Genomic DNA, 18580 nt, shown 5'->3' with positions numbered 1-18580 from the left:
CACCCAATCTGTTAATTGAAGCTGAACTTTTGTGCAACCGTATGTTCTACTCATGCATGCCCCCCATCACGGCAACAGGTAATTATTATTTCACTTGTCCTAACGTAAGGGAGGCAAACCATTGTTGGAATGGCTGCCTTTCATTATATACTTGTTCATGGTTCACTCAACAGACAATCACTCTATAAATATTTGAATGTTTTACGATTTAACGGACTCCTGAGTTTTCTGTCTGTCGCACTGGGTCAGTCCCTGGTCTGCCTTCAAGGCATCCGACACTTTGGTCCAGTTGTTCGCCTGATCCAGAATAAATTTATACAGGGTCTTCATGTTCGCCTGCCTCAGCCCACGGTAATCGGCCAGCGGGCCTAGCCCTTCCTTCCAATGTGCCAGTTTGAACTGAAGACGGGCTTGCTGCTGTGCGTAATCCGGGTCTCCGAACAGGTTTCGCTCCTCATAAGGGTCGTTGCGGAGATCGTAGAGCTCTCCTTCCACGAGCGGCTGATCAAAGAATGCAGAATATTTCAGATAATGGTCCCCGTACAGTTTCTCGTGAATGGATTCCTGCTCCGGATATACCGTCAGCTTGAAGTCATGGTCTCGAATCATAAGTGCAGGCTCGAAGTGGATGGATCCACAGAAGTACTGGCTGTGCGCTTCGGTCCGGTGGACCGTGCGCTCTCCCCGGCAAACCGGCATGAGGCTCATGCCTTGAACCTCTTCCGGAATTTCAATGCCGGCTGCGTCCAGTACGGTCGGCAGCAGGTCAATGATCTCGGCAAACGTATCCAGGCGAAGGCCGGAATTATAATTCTTCGGCAGCTTGACCAGCAGCGGGATGCGGACAACCGGCTCATACATATGGCCCCATTTCTCGATAAAGCCGTGCTCTCCCATCATCGATCCGTGGTCGGAGGTGAAAATTATGAGCGCATCGTCATACAACTCAAGCTCCTTCAGGCGGTCAATTACTTTGCCGATCCGGTCATCAACATGGGTTACAAGACCGTAGTAACTGGCCAGACTCTTCCGGTAATCCTCTTCATTCAGCTTGTCAAAGCCACGCACCTTGTGAAAATAGCGCTGCGTAATCGGTTTGTCAGCCAACGTGCGCCCGGCATTCTGGGGCAGCGGCAGCTTCTCCGGGTTGTAGATTTCCGAATACGGCTTCGTCGGCATGTATGGCGTATGCGGATCCAGAAGCGACAGGTAATGGAAGATTGGTTTCTCATCGGTCTGAATACGGTCCATTCGTTGAATATAGTCCGCAGTCAGGCGAGAGCATGAAGTCTGATCCGGGTGCGTAGGGCTCTCGCCGTGAATGACTAACGGAATATCACCCTCATTCTTCTTGAAGGTGGCGTTCTTGCGGACCTCTGGGTCCTGAATGCCGAGGAAGCTGGTGTACGGGTCCGGATATCCAAACTTAAATTCATCAAAACCACATTCCTCTGGGGTCCGGTGGACATGCAGCTTGCCGTACATCGTTGTGGTATAGCCGTTCTTGCGAAGCAGGTCAGGCAGAGGCTTCTCATCCTCTACCATCCGCATAGCATTGTCCAGCACACCGTTGCTGAGCGGATTGCGTCCTGTCATCATGCTAGCTCTCGCAGGCACACACATCGGACAGTTCGTATAGGCATTCTCAAATATGACGGAATCCTGGGCCAGCTCGTCAAGATGAGGAGTCTGAACTACAGAATTCCCCATAAATCCCAGGCTGTCAGCCCTGAGCTCATCGCACATCAGAAAGAATACATGCGGTCTGGCATTTGTCGTCAATGGAATCACTCCTTTAATCATGATAGATCTTCAACGATAACGGACGTATAAATTAACCATACTCGACCTTTTATATATAGTCAACAAATTTATAAATAAATTATAATCTTGAATCTCTGTATAATCAGTTGACATTTGAAAACGCTTTTATTATTATATATATGCATTATTAATTTATATTTAGATTTACCGGAAATGAAGTCAGACAACCTTCTTTCTGGTTATTACATGGATCATTTCTACCTTTCAAATCTTCACGGATATAACAACTTCAATATCGAGGACCCTGTGTTTACAAGATCGCTGGAACGAATTTATAATATGATGAATGTTGACCAAAGCATGCCGACCCATGCGAGTAAGGTCACCTTCAAGATCAATTCTCTTGCCTTATGAATGGATAAAACGGCATGAATATCCAGGGAGGCTGGGTGCCACCTTGGGCGGCGAAAAAAGGAGAAGTTTCCGCGGGATTGGAAGCTAGGGGTAGCACAGTTTCCGGTGGACAGCGGGGAGATGACCAAGAACTAGAGCAGTGTAAACGATTTCGGTATCTCGCCGACCTCGGCAAATCCTGAACTTGCACTGGACATTGCCGTAGAGTTGAGCAGGCTGATTCAGAACATCAAGTCCCGGGGGGACAAAACGATTCAGGAGAAGTAAGATACACACAGATACCCTATCCAGTGCGGCTTTTTTGCACTGGATAGAGGTCTTTATGCCATGACTTCAGAGAAGAGGTGAGATGGAAGGTGCGATTTGCCAGGCTGAAGAAATTAAAGAACATTTCACTATTTTACAAATACCTAATTTCCTATGCCTTGTTGTTGATCCTTCCTGTTATCGTCATCGGACTTTTTGTGAATCATTTTATTGTTTCCACGCTTCAAACGCAGGTGCAGCAGACGAACCGGGCAATGCTTGAGCAGGTGAGGGACACGATGGATGGCCAATTGGCTGAGATGAGGAATATTGCTATTCAACTATCCGTGCAGCGTGAATTTGATCCCGAGAGGCTGAGCAGTAATTATTCCATTTATGAGGCAAAGGACAAAATCAGCTTGTATGCGGAAGCCAATGCCTTCTTCTCGGAGGTAGTGTATAAAGCTAGAAATCAGGACATGCTGATCTCTTCCAAAAGTACGTATCTTTCCGTCGTGTTCTATAACATGTTTCTGAGCCAGCACCTGACCTATGATCAATACTTGCGGCTGCTGGAGTCGGATGTGCCCACGGTAAATGCTGCAAACGCCAGCCAGTCTCTGGAGCCGTATCTCTCGGATCGTTATTTGAGCTATGCCATTCCTGTCCCGGCATTCGGTTCCACCAGCAAGAACAAGGGAACGCTGTTATTTCTGATCAAGGAGAAGAAGGTCAAGCAAATGTTCTCGTCCTTCTTGCCTTATCGGAAAAGTAATGTGTATCTTATAGATGGCCAGGGACAGTTGGTAGCTTCTCTTGTCGATACTGGAAGTGTACCGGACGGCCTCTTAGACGTGAAATCGGAAAGCAGTGAAATTCGAAAGTTAGATGGAGATCAATACTATGTATCTAAGGTGATCTCGACTTCTTCCGGCTGGACCTATGTGACGGTTGTTTCGGAAACCGAGCTGATGAAGCCCATAGAACAGATGCAACTGAAGGCTGGAATTGCGCTGGCACTCATACTTGTTGTCGGCTCCAGTATCATTTATATCAATATGAACGTTCACTATCATCCGCTTCGCAAGCTGATTGATGTGGTGGACAGCAAGCTTCATCCCGCAAATGTTAAAAGCCCTTCCGGCGGCCTGGAGAAGCTTCGCTCTGCCTTCGATTATATGAGCGACCGCAGCCACACGCTGGAATCGCAGATAGAGCGCGGACGCCCAGCGATGCGACAGCAACTGCTAAACCAACTGCTGTCGGGACAGATCCGGGAGTGGTCCGAGTTCAAGGAGCTGGGGACTCCCCTCGGCATAACCCTGCAGACCGACCAGTACCGGGTGGTCTGTCTCCAGGCCCATCAAGGCGCAGAATTGAGCTTGATTCGGGAACAGCTTCCCGCTTTATGGAGGTCTGTAGTGCCGCACTTCATCGAGCTGTATTCCATTGATACGATTCAGCCCGAGCAGTGGATATGGATCCAGTCCTGTCCGCCGGAATCCGGCGGCGGCGAAAGCTGGAACGAGTGGCATCAGAAGTTGAAGGAGTCGACCGGCCTTACTTGGACTATCGGGGTCGGGGAGGCAGTAGAGGCTTTGACGCTGTTGCCGAAGTCTTACATCAGTGCAACGACGGCGCTGCAATATCGGCTTATTCTAGGGAATGATCGTGTAATTCTGCCGCACCAACTGAATCAGGAGCATCAAAAGTTGCCGGTTTATTCCGCGCAGCAGTTCCAGACGTTGCCCATGCTCCTGCGCGACCATGATACTGACAAGGTGAAGCAGCATATCAAGCAACTGCTGGAACACATTCATAGCAGCAGCTCATCGCTGCTGTCGGCAAAGTACATTTATTTTGATCTCATTAATACGCAGGTTAAGGCAGCAGCCGAGGCCGGTGCGGAGAGAGGCATGTCTGTAGAGTATCCTGACGTGATCGCATTAACCTCATGCACCTCCTATCAGCAAATGGATGAGATTGTCTGGAACACGTTTGAACAAATCCGGCCGTTGTTGATGAAGGAAGCTCCTGTTGAGCAGGACCGCATTCTGCTGCAGGAGATGATTGAGCTTCTGCAAGAGAAATATGCCGATCCGCAGTTCAGCATCCAGAGCATGTCCAGCTATTTCTCTCAATCCATCTCCTCACTGTCGCGTTATTTCAAAGAGCAGACCGGCCAGACGATATCGGAGCATCTTCATGCCATACGGATCAACAAAGCAAAAAGGCTGCTGATCGACACCGACTTGTCGATCGCTATAATCGTGCAAAAAATCGGCTACAGCGATCCTTCGAGCTTTATCCGCAAATTTAAAGCTGAGGTTCAACTGACGCCGGGAGAGTATCGGAAACGACTGCAGCAGAATGAGGACAAGAAGTAAGGCAGGTTGCTCTAAGTAAGCCCGGAAACCCTTGCTATATAAGGGTTTCCGGGCTTTATATATTTCGCATACCGCTCTGAATTTGGCTGATTGCGCACTTTATAAGGTGGTTGGTAATATAAATTGCATTACGGTGAAAGCGCTTGAAACCACAATCAACATTTTGAAAGAACGGGAGGGAAAGCTTTGCTGAAGCAATGGAAAAGGCACTATGAACTATACTTACTGCTGTTTCCAACACTGATTTATTTCGCCATTTTTGAATATGGCCCCATTTACGGCTTGCAAATTGCCTTTAAGAATTTCCTGCCTTTCAAGGGGATTGCAGACAGCCCCTGGGTCGGATTCGAGAACTTCCAGCGGTTCTTTGAGAATTACAAGTTCTGGGAAATTCTCTTGAACACGCTGACAATCAGCTTATATGAGCTGGCGTTATTCCCGATTCCGGTCATTCTCGCGCTGCTTATTAACCAGTTGACGAGCCAGCGCTTCAAGAAGCTGGTCCAGACCGTAACGTATGCGCCGCATTTTATCTCCACTGTGGTCATTGTTGGGATGCTGTATTTGTTCCTGTCGCCTACCAGTGGTGTCATCAACCATATGCTGATGGGCCTTGGTATTGAAAGCCAATATTTTATGGCAAAGGCTGAATGGTTCGCATCCATCTTCGTCTGGTCCGGTGTGTGGCAGAACGCAGGCTGGGGCACAATTATATACCTAGCGGCCCTAACCGCCATTAGCCCGGAGCTGCATGAATCTGCTGTCGTAGACGGCGCCAGCAAATTAAAGCGCATTCTTCATATTGATTTGCCGGGCATCATGCCTACGGTCATTGTCCTGCTTATTCTGAATATCGGCAGCTTTATGTCCGTCGGCTTCGAGAAGGTGTATCTGATGCAGAATCCGCTTAACATCAACTCTGCCGAAATCATTCAAACGTATGTGTACAAGAGTGGCTTGCTCAATGCACAGTACAGCTACTCGGCAGCGATCGGGATGTTTAACTCTGTCGTGAACTGTATCCTGCTTGTCGTTGTCAATCTGATCGCCAAACGCTTCGGCAAAGCGAGTCTGTGGTAGGAGGGAAAAGAGATGGACGTATTAAACAAAAGCAGGTCCGATAAGCTGTTTGATTGGTTTAATGTACTGTTGTTCTGCGGAATCCTGTTTGTGGTTATTTATCCGCTGTATTTCATTATCGTAGCATCCGTCAGCGATCCGGATCTGGTCAATTCCGGACAAATTCGCTTTCTGCCAAAGGATGTCACCTGGATCGGTTATGAACGAATATTCAACGATGATGAGATCTGGCGGGGGTATTCGAACTCTATATTTTATACCTTCTTCGGGACGTTGTTCCGTGTCAGCTTGATCATTACTGGCGGTTATGCCTTGTCGCGCAAGGACCTTCCGTTCTCCGGTGTCTTGATGGTTCTGATCCTGTTTACGATGTTCTTCAACGGAGGTCTGATTCCGACGTACCTGCTGGTGAAGGAGCTCGGTATGGTCAACACCGTCTGGGCTATGATCGTTCCCGGTGCGGTCAGTGTGTATCAGCTCATTATTGTCAGAACCTTTTTCCAGAACACGATTCCTGGAGAAATGCTGGAGGCAGCGATGGTGGACGGCTGCGGCAACTTCAAGTTTTTCATAAGAATGGTTATTCCATTGTCTCTGCCGATTATTGCGGTCATGGTGCTGTTTAATGCGGTGGCGCTGTGGAACTCCTATTTCCAGGCCCTGATTTATCTGAATGATGCAAGCCTGCATCCGCTGCAAATTATTCTCCGCAAAATTCTGATTGTCAGCGAAGCACAGCTGGATATGATCGATAGTTCCAACGACGCTGTGGAGGAGCAAAAGGTCGCTGGCCTTGTGAAGTACGGCATGGTCGTAGTAGCGAGCCTGCCGGTGCTCGTATTGTATCCTTTCCTGCAGCGTTATTTTGTCAAAGGTGTCATGATCGGCTCCGTTAAAGGCTAACAGAGCTTCATGAATATAAAAGCAGTATTTGAACTTATACCCTGGGAGGTCATGAAATGAAAAACAAGAAATTGTCTGCAAGCTTGAGCGCCATACTGGCTGCAGCGCTGTTGTTGAGCGCCTGTACAAGCCCCGACAGCACTCAATCAGCTTCAAAGAAGGACAACGGTAAGTCGACAGAGACAACAGAAATTCAGTTTCCCCTGGAGAAGCCGGTCAAGCTTGAAATTCTCGCAAGCACAGCGCCGCAGGTTAAGAAGAACTACAACGAAATGCAGATGTTCAAAGAACTGAACGAGATGACCAATGTTGAAGTGGAATGGACACAGGTCGGCTGGGAGCAGCTGGCGGAGAAGAAAAATATCGTCATTGCGAGCGGCGACCTTCCGGATGCATTCTACGGACGTGGAGTCCTGCTTGATCAGGAAATCGTGAAGTTGGGCAGCCAGGGGGCTATTATTCCGCTGGAGGACCTCATCGAGCAGCATGCGCCTAACCTGAAGAAGGTGTTCGAGCAGCGTCCTGATTTCAAAACGATGCTGACCGCGACGGATGGCCATATTTACTCCCTGCCAACATTTGTGGAGCGGGATTTCAACGAAATCCCTTCGGTGCTGTTCATTAACAAGAAGTGGCTGGACCAGCTCGGTCTGTCTGTCCCGACGACCATAGACGAATTTTATGATGTACTAAAGGCTTTCAAGGAGAAGGATCCGAACGGTAACGGGAAAGCAGACGAAGTTCCATTCTCCTTCCTGTTCAACAATGCACAGAACGGCTCGAACGCTCTTGCGGGATCCTTTGGAATTAAACAAGACGATCCGAGAAACAACTTGTACCTGGATAACGGAGTCGTAAAATATGCACCAGAGCAGCCGGGCTACAAGGCATATCTGGAATACTTGAACAAGCTTTTTAAGGAAAAACTTGTGGATCAGGAAGTGTTCACGCATGACCAGAACACATATTTGACAAAGGTTAGAAGCAATGACGTTCCGATCGGCGCGTTCTTCGGTTACTCGCAAAGAAGCATCTTCGGCAACCTGAACGAGGATTATGTGCCTGTTCTTTCGCTGAAAGGACCGGATGGCGAGCAGGGTTGGCTGCGGATGCCGGCCGCGGTGATCAAGGGCTCTTTTGCCATCACAGCTTCTAACGAGCATCCGGAAGTGACGATGAAGTGGATGGATGCGATGTATGAAGAAATGCTGAGTTTCCAATTCGAGATTGGCCCGGTTGGCTTGACGGTGAAGGAAAATCCGGATGGTACTTTCGACAAAATGCCGATTCCGGACGGTATGAACTCGGGTGACTTCAAGCACTCGGAAGCTCCAGGTAACGGCGCAACCGTTATTGTACTGCAGGATGTGGTAGACCGCCTCATCGACGAGCAGGCTGATGAGAAGCGTGAATACTACGAAATGTATGATCCAGTTGCATCCAAGGATGTCATTCAGGATATGCTGTGGTCCGCTGAAGATGGCGAGAAGTTGGCCGCCATCAACCTTGACTTAAATGGTAAAAATGGATACTACGCAAGCACCTTCGCCAAGTTTGTCATGAATGGCTTTACCCAGGCCGATTGGGACAATCACCTGGCACAGCTGAAGAAGCTGAAGGCGGACGAATACGTAGCGCTGTACCAAAAATATTACGACGCAACGAAGGGGAAATAAATCTTTTGATTGAGCTGGACCTGGATCTGATCCAGGTCTAGCTTTCTTCTAAATTATGTATTGTAATGAAAGGGGCAAATGACATGAGAACGGATACGATCGTAAAGTTTCAACCTGTCAGGCTGGGAGAGGCTAAATTAACTGGTGGCTTCTGGGGAAATCGGGTGGAAGATTATATGCACGTCATCAAGAGCATGGAAAGCTCCCTGATGCACCCGGACAATGCTGCACGCCTGATCAATTTTGGCATTGCTGCGGGGGAGATTGAAGGAAAGTTCCACGACAATGATTGGTCCGATGGCGATTGCTACAAATTTATTGAAGGTTGTGCCAATCAGTATGCAGTGTCCAAAGACCCGCAAATTTTGGAGATTCTGGACAAATACATTCCATGGATCGAAGCCTCTCAGGAGCCGGACGGATATATTAACACCCAAATCCTGCTGACAGACAAGGAGCGTTGGATGCACCCGGCGCACCATGAGCTGTACAACATCGGCCATTTGTTTACAGCAGCTTGTTCGCTGCATGAAGCTGCAGGGGATGACCGTTTGCTTCAGGTTGCGGTACGTTGCGCAGATTATTTGTGCACGGTATTTATGCCGCTGAATGCGGAACTGGGCGACTTCTGCTTCAACCCGAGCCAGATTATGGGGCTCGTGGATCTGTACCGTCTGACCGGTACCCAGCGTTATCTGGAGCTGGCGGACATATTTGTTACCATGCGCGGCACCAAGCTGGGCAACGGAGACCAGAATCAGAATCGTTTGGCTCTCCGCGAGGAATATAAGCCTGTTGGCCATGCTGTAACGGCTTCTTACCTCTACGCCGGGGCAGCGGATGTTTACGCACATACTCAGGACGAGACTCTGTTGACCGCACTGGAGAGAATCTGGAATGACATGATCACTCGGAGAATTTATATCACGGGCGGAGTATGTCCGATCTATGAAGGTGTTTCAGAACGGGGGGACCGGGTTCAGGAAGCATTCGGAGATGAGTATAACCTGCCGCACCGTATTGCTTATAACGAAACCTGTGCCAATATCGCTGCCGCCATGTGGGCGCACCGGATGCTGCATGTGACGAATAAAGCTGTTTACGGCGACTGGATGGAAAGCATTCTGTACAATGCCGGCATCTCCGGAGGAAGCTTGGATATGACCAGGTACTTCTACGCGAATCCGCTGGCGCATCGGGTTCACGAGCGCATTAAGCCGACTTTCCGCCAATACGCGCATGCGCCTAATGAACGTTTTGTCACCTTCGGATGCTGGTGCTGTCCGCCGCAGCTGTGGAGAACCCTGACCGGCATGCCGAAATGGATCTACTCCACATCTGAACAGGGCGTAGCGATTAACCTGTTCGCAGGCTGCGAACTAAACTCCCAGCTGGCAAACGGAGCGCCGGTGAAGCTTCGCATGGAGACGCACTATCCATGGGACCAGGAAGTGAAGATTTATATTGACCAGGCGCCTTCAGAGGGCATGAAGCTCTCCTTCCGAATTCCTGCATGGTGCACGGATGCGACCTGCAAAGGCCGGCCGATTCAAAGCGGCATTCATGAAGTGACGGTTCAGGTCGGGGAGGAAATTACGATTATGTTGCCGATGAAGGCACAACTGTATCAGGCGAACCCGATGGTAGAGCAAGCTAACGGAATGGTTGCTGTAAAGCGCGGACCGGTAGTATATTGCCTGGAGGGCTGTGATATCTCTGGCGAAGCAACACTGGATGAGCTGGCACTTCCTATAAACTCCACCTTCCAGGAGGTGCCAATTGCCGAGCTGCCTTATCATATGGTAGGCTTGCAGACAGAGATGGTCATCCGGCCGAAGGGCGATGCGCTGTATCATCCGCTAGTGCAGGATCAGAACAAGACCGTGACGGTCAGACTGATCCCGTATTTCTCCTGGGCGAACCGGGAAGAAAGTGATATGAGCGTCTGGTTCCCGAGAGCGTGATGGTTTCATATTAATCCTGTAACGAGGCTGCTCCCGCAAGATTCTGATATCTGGGGAGCGGCCCTTTTTTCTGCTTGCAAATGCCCATCAAAGGCACGTTATCCCCCGCTGCCGAATCTCACCTATCGAGGTTTAGAGCTTGAAAGGCTTGGTATATCAAGCTTTTTGATACTTCGCCGTTTCGCATATGCCTCCAATTTTGGCTGATTGCAATAAGCTTGCCTTCTCTGCTATTGTGAATCACACAACGAGATGTAAGCGCTTCATGTATGACGAGGGTCAGGTAGTCAAACAAACATTATTGGGAGGTTGTACACATGAGAAAGAAATGGTTGGTCCCCTGTGTAAGTGCAATGGCAACGATGGCGCTATTCATTAGCGGGTGTTCGGAAGGCGGTGGCACACCGACGGCTTCAGAGAATCCAAAGGCTTCGGCGGAGGCACCGTCCGCAGGTACGGAGGACAAATTCAAGTTCCCACTGGAGAAACCGATCAAGCTGAAAATTTTTGCGAATACGGCGCCGCAGGTCAAGAAGGACTATAACGACATGCAGATGTTCAAAGAGCTGAACGAGATGACCAATGTGGAAGTGGAATGGACTCAGGTCGGATGGGAGCATCTGGCCGAGAAGAAGAACATCATTATCGCGAGCGGCGACTTGCCGGATGTATTTTACGGACGGGCTGTGCTGCTGGATCAGGAGATCGTCAAGTTGGGCAGCCAGGGTGCATTGATTCCGCTGGAGGGAATGATAGAGCAGTATGCACCGAACCTTCAGAAGGTGTTTGAACAGCGCCCCGAGTTCAAGAAGATGCTTACAGCACCGGATGGCCATATTTACACGCTACCGACTTTGGTGGAAAGAGATTTCAACGAAATCGGTTCCGTTCTGTACATCAACAAAAAGTGGCTGGATCAGCTCGGCCTGTCCGTTCCTGAAACGATTGATGATTTCTACAATGTACTGAAAGCGTTTAAAGAGAAGGATCCGAACGGAAACGGCAAGCCGGATGAGATTCCGTTCTCCTTCCTCTTCAATAATGCTCAGAACGGGGCTAATTCTCTGGCAGGCTCTTTTGGCATCAAGCTGGATGATCCGCGCAACAACCTGTACGTGGACAATGGCACCGTTAAATATGCGCCGGAGCAGCCGGAGTACGAGAACTACATGCAGTATATGAACAAGCTGTTCAAGGAGAAGCTGATTGACCCGGAGGTCTTTACTCATGACCAGAACACGTACCTGACGAAGGTGCGCAGTGAGGATGTGCCGATCGGATCGTTCTTCACCTACTCCAACCAAGGGGTATTCGGTTCGATCAATGAGGATTATGTTCCAGTGCTGCCGCTGAAGGGAGCTAATGGCGAGCAAGGCTGGCTCCGTATGCCGGTATCGCTCAGCAAGGGAGCATTCGCAATTACGTCAAAAAACAAACACCCAGAAGTGACGCTGAAGTGGATGGATACAATGTATGAAGAAAAGCTGAGCTTCCAGTTCGAGGTAGGCCCAATTGGCCTGACCGTGAAGGAGAATCCGGACGGTACTTTTGACAAGCAGCCGGTTCCAGAGGGTATGAACTCTGGTGACTTTAAGCACTCGGAGGCACCGGGCAATGGCGCTACCGTGATGGTGCTGAAGAATATGGTAGATCGGCTGATTGATGATCAGGCGGACGAGAAGCGCGAGCATTATAAGATGTATATGCCATTTGCATCCACCGAGCTCATTCACGACATGCTGTGGTCGCTGGAAGACGGCGAGACGCTCGCGGCCATCAACCTGGACCTGAATGGCAAGAACGGCTATTATGCCAGCACCTTTGCCAAATTCGTCATGAATGGTTTCACCGATGCAGATTGGGATAATCACCTGGCCCAACTGAAGAAGCTGAGAGTGGAAGAGTATGTAGCCCTGTATCAGAAATACTATGATTCCTCGAAATAAGCATTAGTTTAGAATCAAGGAGCCATATCTTTGGCGGGTAGAGGGTAAACTCCTTTACAAGCAAAGATGCGGCTTTTTCTCAACCGCTGATTGTAGATAGAACAGGGAATAGAGTGCCATAAGTTCACAAAATGTAAACGTTTTTCTAAGGAGGCCGACATGAAAAGATTATTGTCCTTATTTATGAGCCTGAGTCTCATTGCAGCACTGGTGGTTCCTCCTGCTCCGCTGCAAGCCGCCATGATTGCGGATGCGCAGCAGTTAGTGGAGTTCCTCCGCACGAAGCTGGATGTAGGCGGGGATGCTTCCAAGATCAAAACGGCTGACGGTAACATGACAGCACAGGTCAGCACCCCGGTTACGATTAACGAGACGTTTAACGTACCGGTCGGTGTGAAGCTGCAGCTGTTCGTGAAGTTGGGCATTCAGGAAGAAGTTACGGTAGACGGGAAGCTGCAGGACAGCCGAGCTCTTGAATTTCGCCGGGATGGTGTTGTTGGCACCGGTATCGGCTCGGTGCTGCTGAATTCGGGGAGCAGCTACTACCAGCAAGGCATTGAGGTCGTGGGAGCGGCCGGCGTTCTGCAGCCAGGGGCCGATTCCAGCGTGAGGCTGCTGGCAAACAGCGAGCTGTACGTAACCTCCGGGACGGTCACAGTGGCGGCCGGCAAGACGGTGACGTCAGATATGTTCAAGAGGATTGAAGTTGCAGAGGGAGCGAAATTCGAAGTCAAAGGAGTAATCAATAATGATGTTGTCGTTGTAACGCCTGTCCCTACGGGATCGGATCAAGCGGTAGACAAGGCCGCGCTGGTCCAGGCGATCTCCGGAGCGATTGCCAACAAAGACGCCACGGCAGTTAGCGTGGATGGTACAGATGTGCCATCGTCCGGAAAATGGGTTACATCATCGGCTGCGGATGCCTTAATAACAGCCATTCAATCGGCCATCGGGGTCAGGGATGATGCCGCGGCCACCCAGAGTCTGGTCACGGAAGCGGAGGCTTCCCTGGCAGCAGCAGTCCAGGTATTTGATGCTGCTAAGCAGGATGGCACCCGTACGGGCCTGCCTGCGGAGATTAAGACCGCACAGGATCTTACGGACTGGCTCAGAAATGTGACCGTGAATGACACGCTGGTGAAGTTGAGTGGAAATACTGTGGAGCTTTATGAATCAATTGCGATTACCGAGCCGCTGTCCATTCCGGCGGGCGTGAAGCTGCAAAGCTTTGCCAACATGACCGTGAATGCGGCAGTGACCGTGTCGGGCACCGTTCAGGACAGCCGCACACCGGACAAGCGAGGAGCAGGGCTTGCTGGCAACGGTTCCGGTGCCGTGGTGTTCCGCACGGGAAGCAGCTACTATCAGCAAGGCACCGAGGTGGTGGGTCCGAACGGTATATTCAAGCTGGGTGCAGATTCGAGTGTAGAGATGCGGGGGAATCACCATCTGCGTATCGCTTCCGGCATTGTAACCCTGGCCAAGCCGGTTATGACGTCCGTGGTGCAGCGGATTACAGTAGCCTCAGAGGCCATATTTAACGCCTCGGCCTCCAATATTGGGGCCGGTGTTGACTATACGCCGGTTAGCGCTATCCTTGTAAGGCTGAATGAGCTGATCCAGCTGGCTGAGGCTAATATATCCTCCACGCCGGTCAGCGTGAACGGTGCCGGACTTACGTCAGATCAATACTGGGTAACGGCAGCGCATCAAGATGTATTCGCCCAGAATATTGAAGACGCGATCATGACGAAGAACAACAGCTCGGCTACGGAGAGCGACTATCAGACTGCAGCCGCAGCGCTGGAGGCTGCAGCTCAAGCCTTTAACGATGCGAAGCAGCCAGGTGCGGTGCTGGCCGAGGAGATTGCGACGGCGGATGAGCTGCTGGAGGCAATGAACGGTCTGAACGGAGGCGCAGAGTCTGTGGCAAGACGCTTGGCTGACGAAAGAGTAGGCGAGAAGACGTTCCATGTCGTGGAAGTGTTCAAGCCGGTTACTGTTACGAAAAAACTGACCGTGCCCTCTAATGTGCGGCTGAAATTCACGGCCCAAATGACGGTTCATGCAGTCATTCAGGTAAAGGGGCAGCTGCAGGACTTCCGCGATGAAGGCTTCATTATCGGCAATGGCATTGTCGGAGCTAGCGGTATTGGGTCCGCGGTGTTCGAGCCAGGCAGTGCCATGTACATCAAGGGCAAGGGAGAGACGATCGGTGACACCGGGATGCTTCGGGTAGAGCCAAATTCCAAGCTGAGCATGTATGCGAAGAATCGCATGGAGATCACAACAGGTAAAGCGACCGTCCTGAAGCCGCTCATTACGTCGCTGACGACGCAACTGAGCGTACAGTCAGGTGCGGAGCTTACGGTGATCGGCTCCATTCCGAAGGAGATTGCCGTTCAATCCAGCGGAACCTACATTGATGCCAGCACTACGAATACCGAGTCCAAGCTTGGTATGGTTGGCGACTCGGCTGAATCCTCGGATGAAGCTGCTCTGGCGGCTGATATCCAGGACGGGCGCATCTATCTGACGGTGAAGTCGATGGAGCAGAAGAAGGTGACCGTGACCGTGAAGGCAACGGATGGCCGGACGGCGACGATTGAAGCTGATCTGAAGAACGGGGGCATTGTGTCGAAGAGTATTTTGAAATACGGCGCACTGTCCGCGGCAGAGCTAAAGGCACGCATTCAGTCCAAAATCAGCGAGCTGGAAGCCCTGATCCTAAAAGCGCAGGCCCGCCAGCTTGATACAGAGCGGGAGAAGGGGGCGGTCTGGTTCGCGAAAGAATATGACAAATATGCCGACTGGGATGAGAAGAATATTGATGTGAACAAGAAGATGTTCGGGGTTATTCCATCCTACAGCCCGGGTGGCAGGTCACCGGAGGAGCTCGCGCTGGAACTGCCGGAGTTCCAGCGTACGGAAGTCATCGCGCTGCTGGATACGTCAATTGCCGAGCTGACAGCGGTGCTGGACGGAACGGTCGTGCGGAGGCCGGTGCGGCTCGTGGATTGGGACGGCATTGAGCTGCAGGGAAGTAATTTCTACAGCGAGGGCAAGCCTGTATTCCTGCACGACTATTTCTCCAAGCCACTTGATGTGTCGAAAGACAACGCGACCCTGTACAACGACTATCTCGGCAAAATAGATGTGCCCAAATCCATCAATCCGAGCTTTGTAAGCGACGAAAATGGTACGCCGACTGCAGACAAGTACGGAGATTTACAGAACCGTCCGAGCAACAACATGGGCTATACCATCTTGTGGCATGATCCCGCTCCCGCTTGGGCCACCAGTAAGCACGGGGAGACGCTCCGTGACGGCATTACAACCTTTACGAAATACGACATTAATCACCCGGAGATCCGTTCGATCTGGAGTAATGTGCTGAAGCAGACCGGACCAATCACGAGCGGAAAGCCTTACACGGAGCTGGGATATCTGCTGGCGAACGAGCCGCACTGGTTCCTGGAGAAAGGCCACTGGGCAACACCTAAAAAAGTAAATGGCCAAGAGGGTATTTCCGACATTGCCTTGCAGCAATTCGCATCATGGCTGCAGGAGCGCCATCAGACGATCAGTGACCTGAATGCACTGTGGGGAACGAGCTATGCAAGCTTTGATGTGGCTTCGCGGAGCGTCATTCCACTGGATAAGAAGTATAAAGGAACGCCGATCGGATATGATGTCAGCTTGTTCAATATGGAGCGGGGAACGGAATGGCTGCGCTTCCTGCATGAGCAGGTGAAGAAAAATGATCCAGAAGCAAACACGCATATCAAAATTATGCCGGACCTGTTCGTTGAGGACAACCGGACACATGGCATCGACTTTGAGAAGCTCACGGAAATGGTCGATATCATCGGCGACGATGCGAAGACCCGGAAGGAGAACTTCAAGTCAACCGGACAAGCGGAGGATTGGAAGGAGCATTACTCCTATATGTGGAAAGAGCTGGCCATGTCCTACGACTTTATGTCCTCGGTCAGCCCGGAGAAGGCCCATATAAACTCAGAGGTGCATTTCCTGTCTACCGTCGCTTACCGGGATCTGTATATGAAGCCGGAATATGTACGCAACACATACTGGCTTGCCACTCTGCTCGGTATGGATGCAGGCTTTACATGGTTCTGGGGACGAAATCCGGATGGCTCGATTGAGAATCGTCTGATGACCACCTCGGTGCAGGGGCTGCTGGAGTCATATCCGGGAACCGTTGCTCAGCAGCCACGGGTAGCGAATGAGCTGAGCAAGACGATGATGGACCTGAACGCTTTCTCCGAGGAGATTGTGAAGTTCCAGGAGCAGCGCAAGCCAGTGCGTATCTTCTACTCTGAAACTGCGGCAATCAATGATACGCATTATATGGAGGATCAATTTGAGCTGTACGAAGCCTTGTACTTCAGCGGTGTGCCGGTCGGGTTTGTGACCGCAAGCATACTGGAGAAGCAGCCGCATTCCAACTGGGATGCCGTGGTGATCCGCAAGACCGAGGAAGTCACTGACGCTGAATTTGCCGCGCTGCAGTCTTATTTAAATCAGGGAGGAACGGTCATTACAGATGCCGGCAGCTTGAAGGCGACCGAGTACAAGAAGCCGCGCACAGCCGCATTAACCCAAGGAAGCGGTGTGCTTCTCAAGCCGGTGGACGAATCAGCTGTGAACATGGCAGAGCAGGCGTTTGGCGTGCTTGAGCAGAAAGACAGCCTTTCTCCGGTCAACCTGATGGAGACCAACGGATCGAGTCAGCGCGGGGCTATGTGGCGTGTAGTACCGTATGGCGACGACCGATATATGATGACGATTGTGAACCTTGGCAAGCATGAGGCTTCGCTGAAGGCAGCGATGGCCGACAACCAATCATTCACAGTGAGAGACATGATGACAGGCCAAAGCCTCGGTACGTCCTGGACACTGAAGCCGGAAGGAGTCATGCTACTGGAGCTTCAGGCGGTACCAGCAGGAGGCGGAAGTCCGGCCCCGGACAATAGCGGACCGGTAAAACAGCCTTCCGCTCCAGTTAAAGTGACAGCGGACACCATTAAGAACGGTGTCGCGCGCTCCAAGCTCTCTGGCAGCCTGCTGCAAAGTGCAGTGGAACAGGCTGTAAACGGCACGGTGCGTATTCAGGTAGAGGTGCCGGCAGCCGTGAATGAAATACAGCTTCAGCTTCCCGCTTCAAGCGTGAGCGCTGCAGGTAAGGCGCAGATCAAGAAGCTGACGATCGATACCGGCCTCGCTGTCGTCTCGATCCCGCTGTCCATGCTGCAGAAGGACTTGGGCTCTAACGCCCAAAATGTAGAGATCACGGTGAAGAAGACCTCCGTGAAGCTGGACAGCGAGAAGACACGGGCCGTGGTAAAAGACAATCCTGTCTATGACTTCACACTGTCCGTAGACGGGACGGCGATCAGCCATTTCGGCAACAGACATACCGTGGAGTTGCAGTTGCCTTATACGCTGAAGGCTGGCGCTAAGCCGAAGTACATTGTTGCCTATTACATTAACGACAAGAGCGAGCTGGAGGTGGTTAAGAACAGCCGCTATGACGAGAAGTCAGGAATGCTTATATTCCATGTGAAGCATTTCAGCTACTATACGGTAGCTGCAGCAAGCGTCAGCTTCAAGGACCTGGCGACTGTTCCATGGGCTGAGGAGAGCATTCTGTCTCTGGCAGCGCGGGACATCGTGCAGGGTACTGGCGCTGGAGCCTTCCAACCAGTGAAGCAAGTGAGCCGCGCCCAGTTTGTTCAAATGCTCGTCAACGCCTTTGAGCTTGGCTCTGGCGAGCCTGCGGTCTCTACTTTCAAAGACGTGGAACAGGAAGCATGGTACAGCGGGGCACTCGGCACAGCACAGGCGCTTGGAATCATTTCCGGCAAGCCGGATGGCAACTTCGGTGTTCATGACTCCATAACGAGACAGGAAATGGCGGTCATGGTGCATCGCTTGCTGGAAGCAGAGCGTATTTCACTGCCTGCAGGCACAGGCTCTTTACAAGCCTTCAAGGATGAACAGCTGATATCCGGCTATGCTGCAGCCAGCGTAAAGGCTTTGCAGACCTCCGGCTTGCTGGAGGGCTCGAGCAACGGACGATTTGGTCCGAAGGATCTCACGACGCGGGCCCAGGCAGCTGTGCTGCTGGAGCGTCTGCTTGAGCTTCAATAAATAAGGCATTAAACCGTATTTGCAAG

At 51.1% G+C, this 18580-nt stretch carries 8 protein-coding genes; 7 read left to right on the top strand and 1 reads right to left on the bottom strand.

Annotation, left to right across the window (positions count from 1 at the left end; translation table 11 throughout):
• Positions 1–201: 201 nt before the first annotated feature.
• Positions 202–1803: a sulfatase family protein gene (locus tag B1748_RS16410; protein WP_256975715.1), complete on the bottom strand. Its 1602-nt coding sequence runs from the start codon at positions 1801–1803 to the stop codon at positions 202–204.
• Positions 1804–2534: 731 nt separating this feature from the next.
• On the opposite strand from B1748_RS16410, the gene B1748_RS16405 reads away from it, so the two are divergent.
• From B1748_RS16405 to B1748_RS16375, 7 genes are all read left to right on the top strand, one after another.
• Positions 2535–4811: a helix-turn-helix domain-containing protein gene (locus B1748_RS16405; protein WP_087569008.1), complete on the top strand. Its 2277-nt coding sequence runs from the start codon at positions 2535–2537 to the stop codon at positions 4809–4811.
• 186 nt (positions 4812–4997) lie between these two features.
• The gene (locus B1748_RS16400; RefSeq protein WP_087569007.1) at positions 4998–5891 is read left to right on the top strand and encodes an ABC transporter permease; all 894 of its coding nucleotides are present in this window, start codon (positions 4998–5000) and stop codon (positions 5889–5891) included.
• Between the two features lie 12 nt (positions 5892–5903).
• Positions 5904–6794 (top strand): carbohydrate ABC transporter permease, encoded by an 891-nt coding sequence (locus tag B1748_RS16395; protein ID WP_087569006.1) that lies wholly within the window; start codon positions 5904–5906, stop codon positions 6792–6794.
• Positions 6795–6850: 56 nt separating this feature from the next.
• Positions 6851–8470, top strand: coding sequence for an extracellular solute-binding protein (locus tag B1748_RS16390; protein ID WP_087569005.1), 1620 nt, complete (start codon positions 6851–6853; stop codon positions 8468–8470).
• An 83-nt stretch (positions 8471–8553) separates the two neighbouring features.
• Positions 8554–10434, top strand: a complete 1881-nt coding sequence (locus B1748_RS16385; protein WP_179215621.1) for a glycoside hydrolase family 127 protein — start codon at positions 8554–8556, stop codon at positions 10432–10434.
• Between the two features lie 317 nt (positions 10435–10751).
• Entirely contained in the window at positions 10752–12380 is a 1629-nt protein-coding gene (locus B1748_RS16380; protein WP_087569003.1) for an extracellular solute-binding protein, read from the top strand.
• 159 nt (positions 12381–12539) lie between these two features.
• Complete coding sequence (locus B1748_RS16375; RefSeq protein ID WP_087569002.1) at positions 12540–18554, top strand: S-layer homology domain-containing protein; 6015 nt, start codon at positions 12540–12542, stop codon at positions 18552–18554.
• Positions 18555–18580: the final 26 nt, after the last annotated feature.

The organism is Paenibacillus sp. MY03, from assembly GCF_002165585.1.
Lineage (GTDB): Bacteria > Bacillota > Bacilli > Paenibacillales > Paenibacillaceae > Pristimantibacillus > Pristimantibacillus agaridevorans.
Note: the sequence above shows the minus strand (reverse complement) of the source record. Positions and strands in the feature narration are given on the sequence as shown.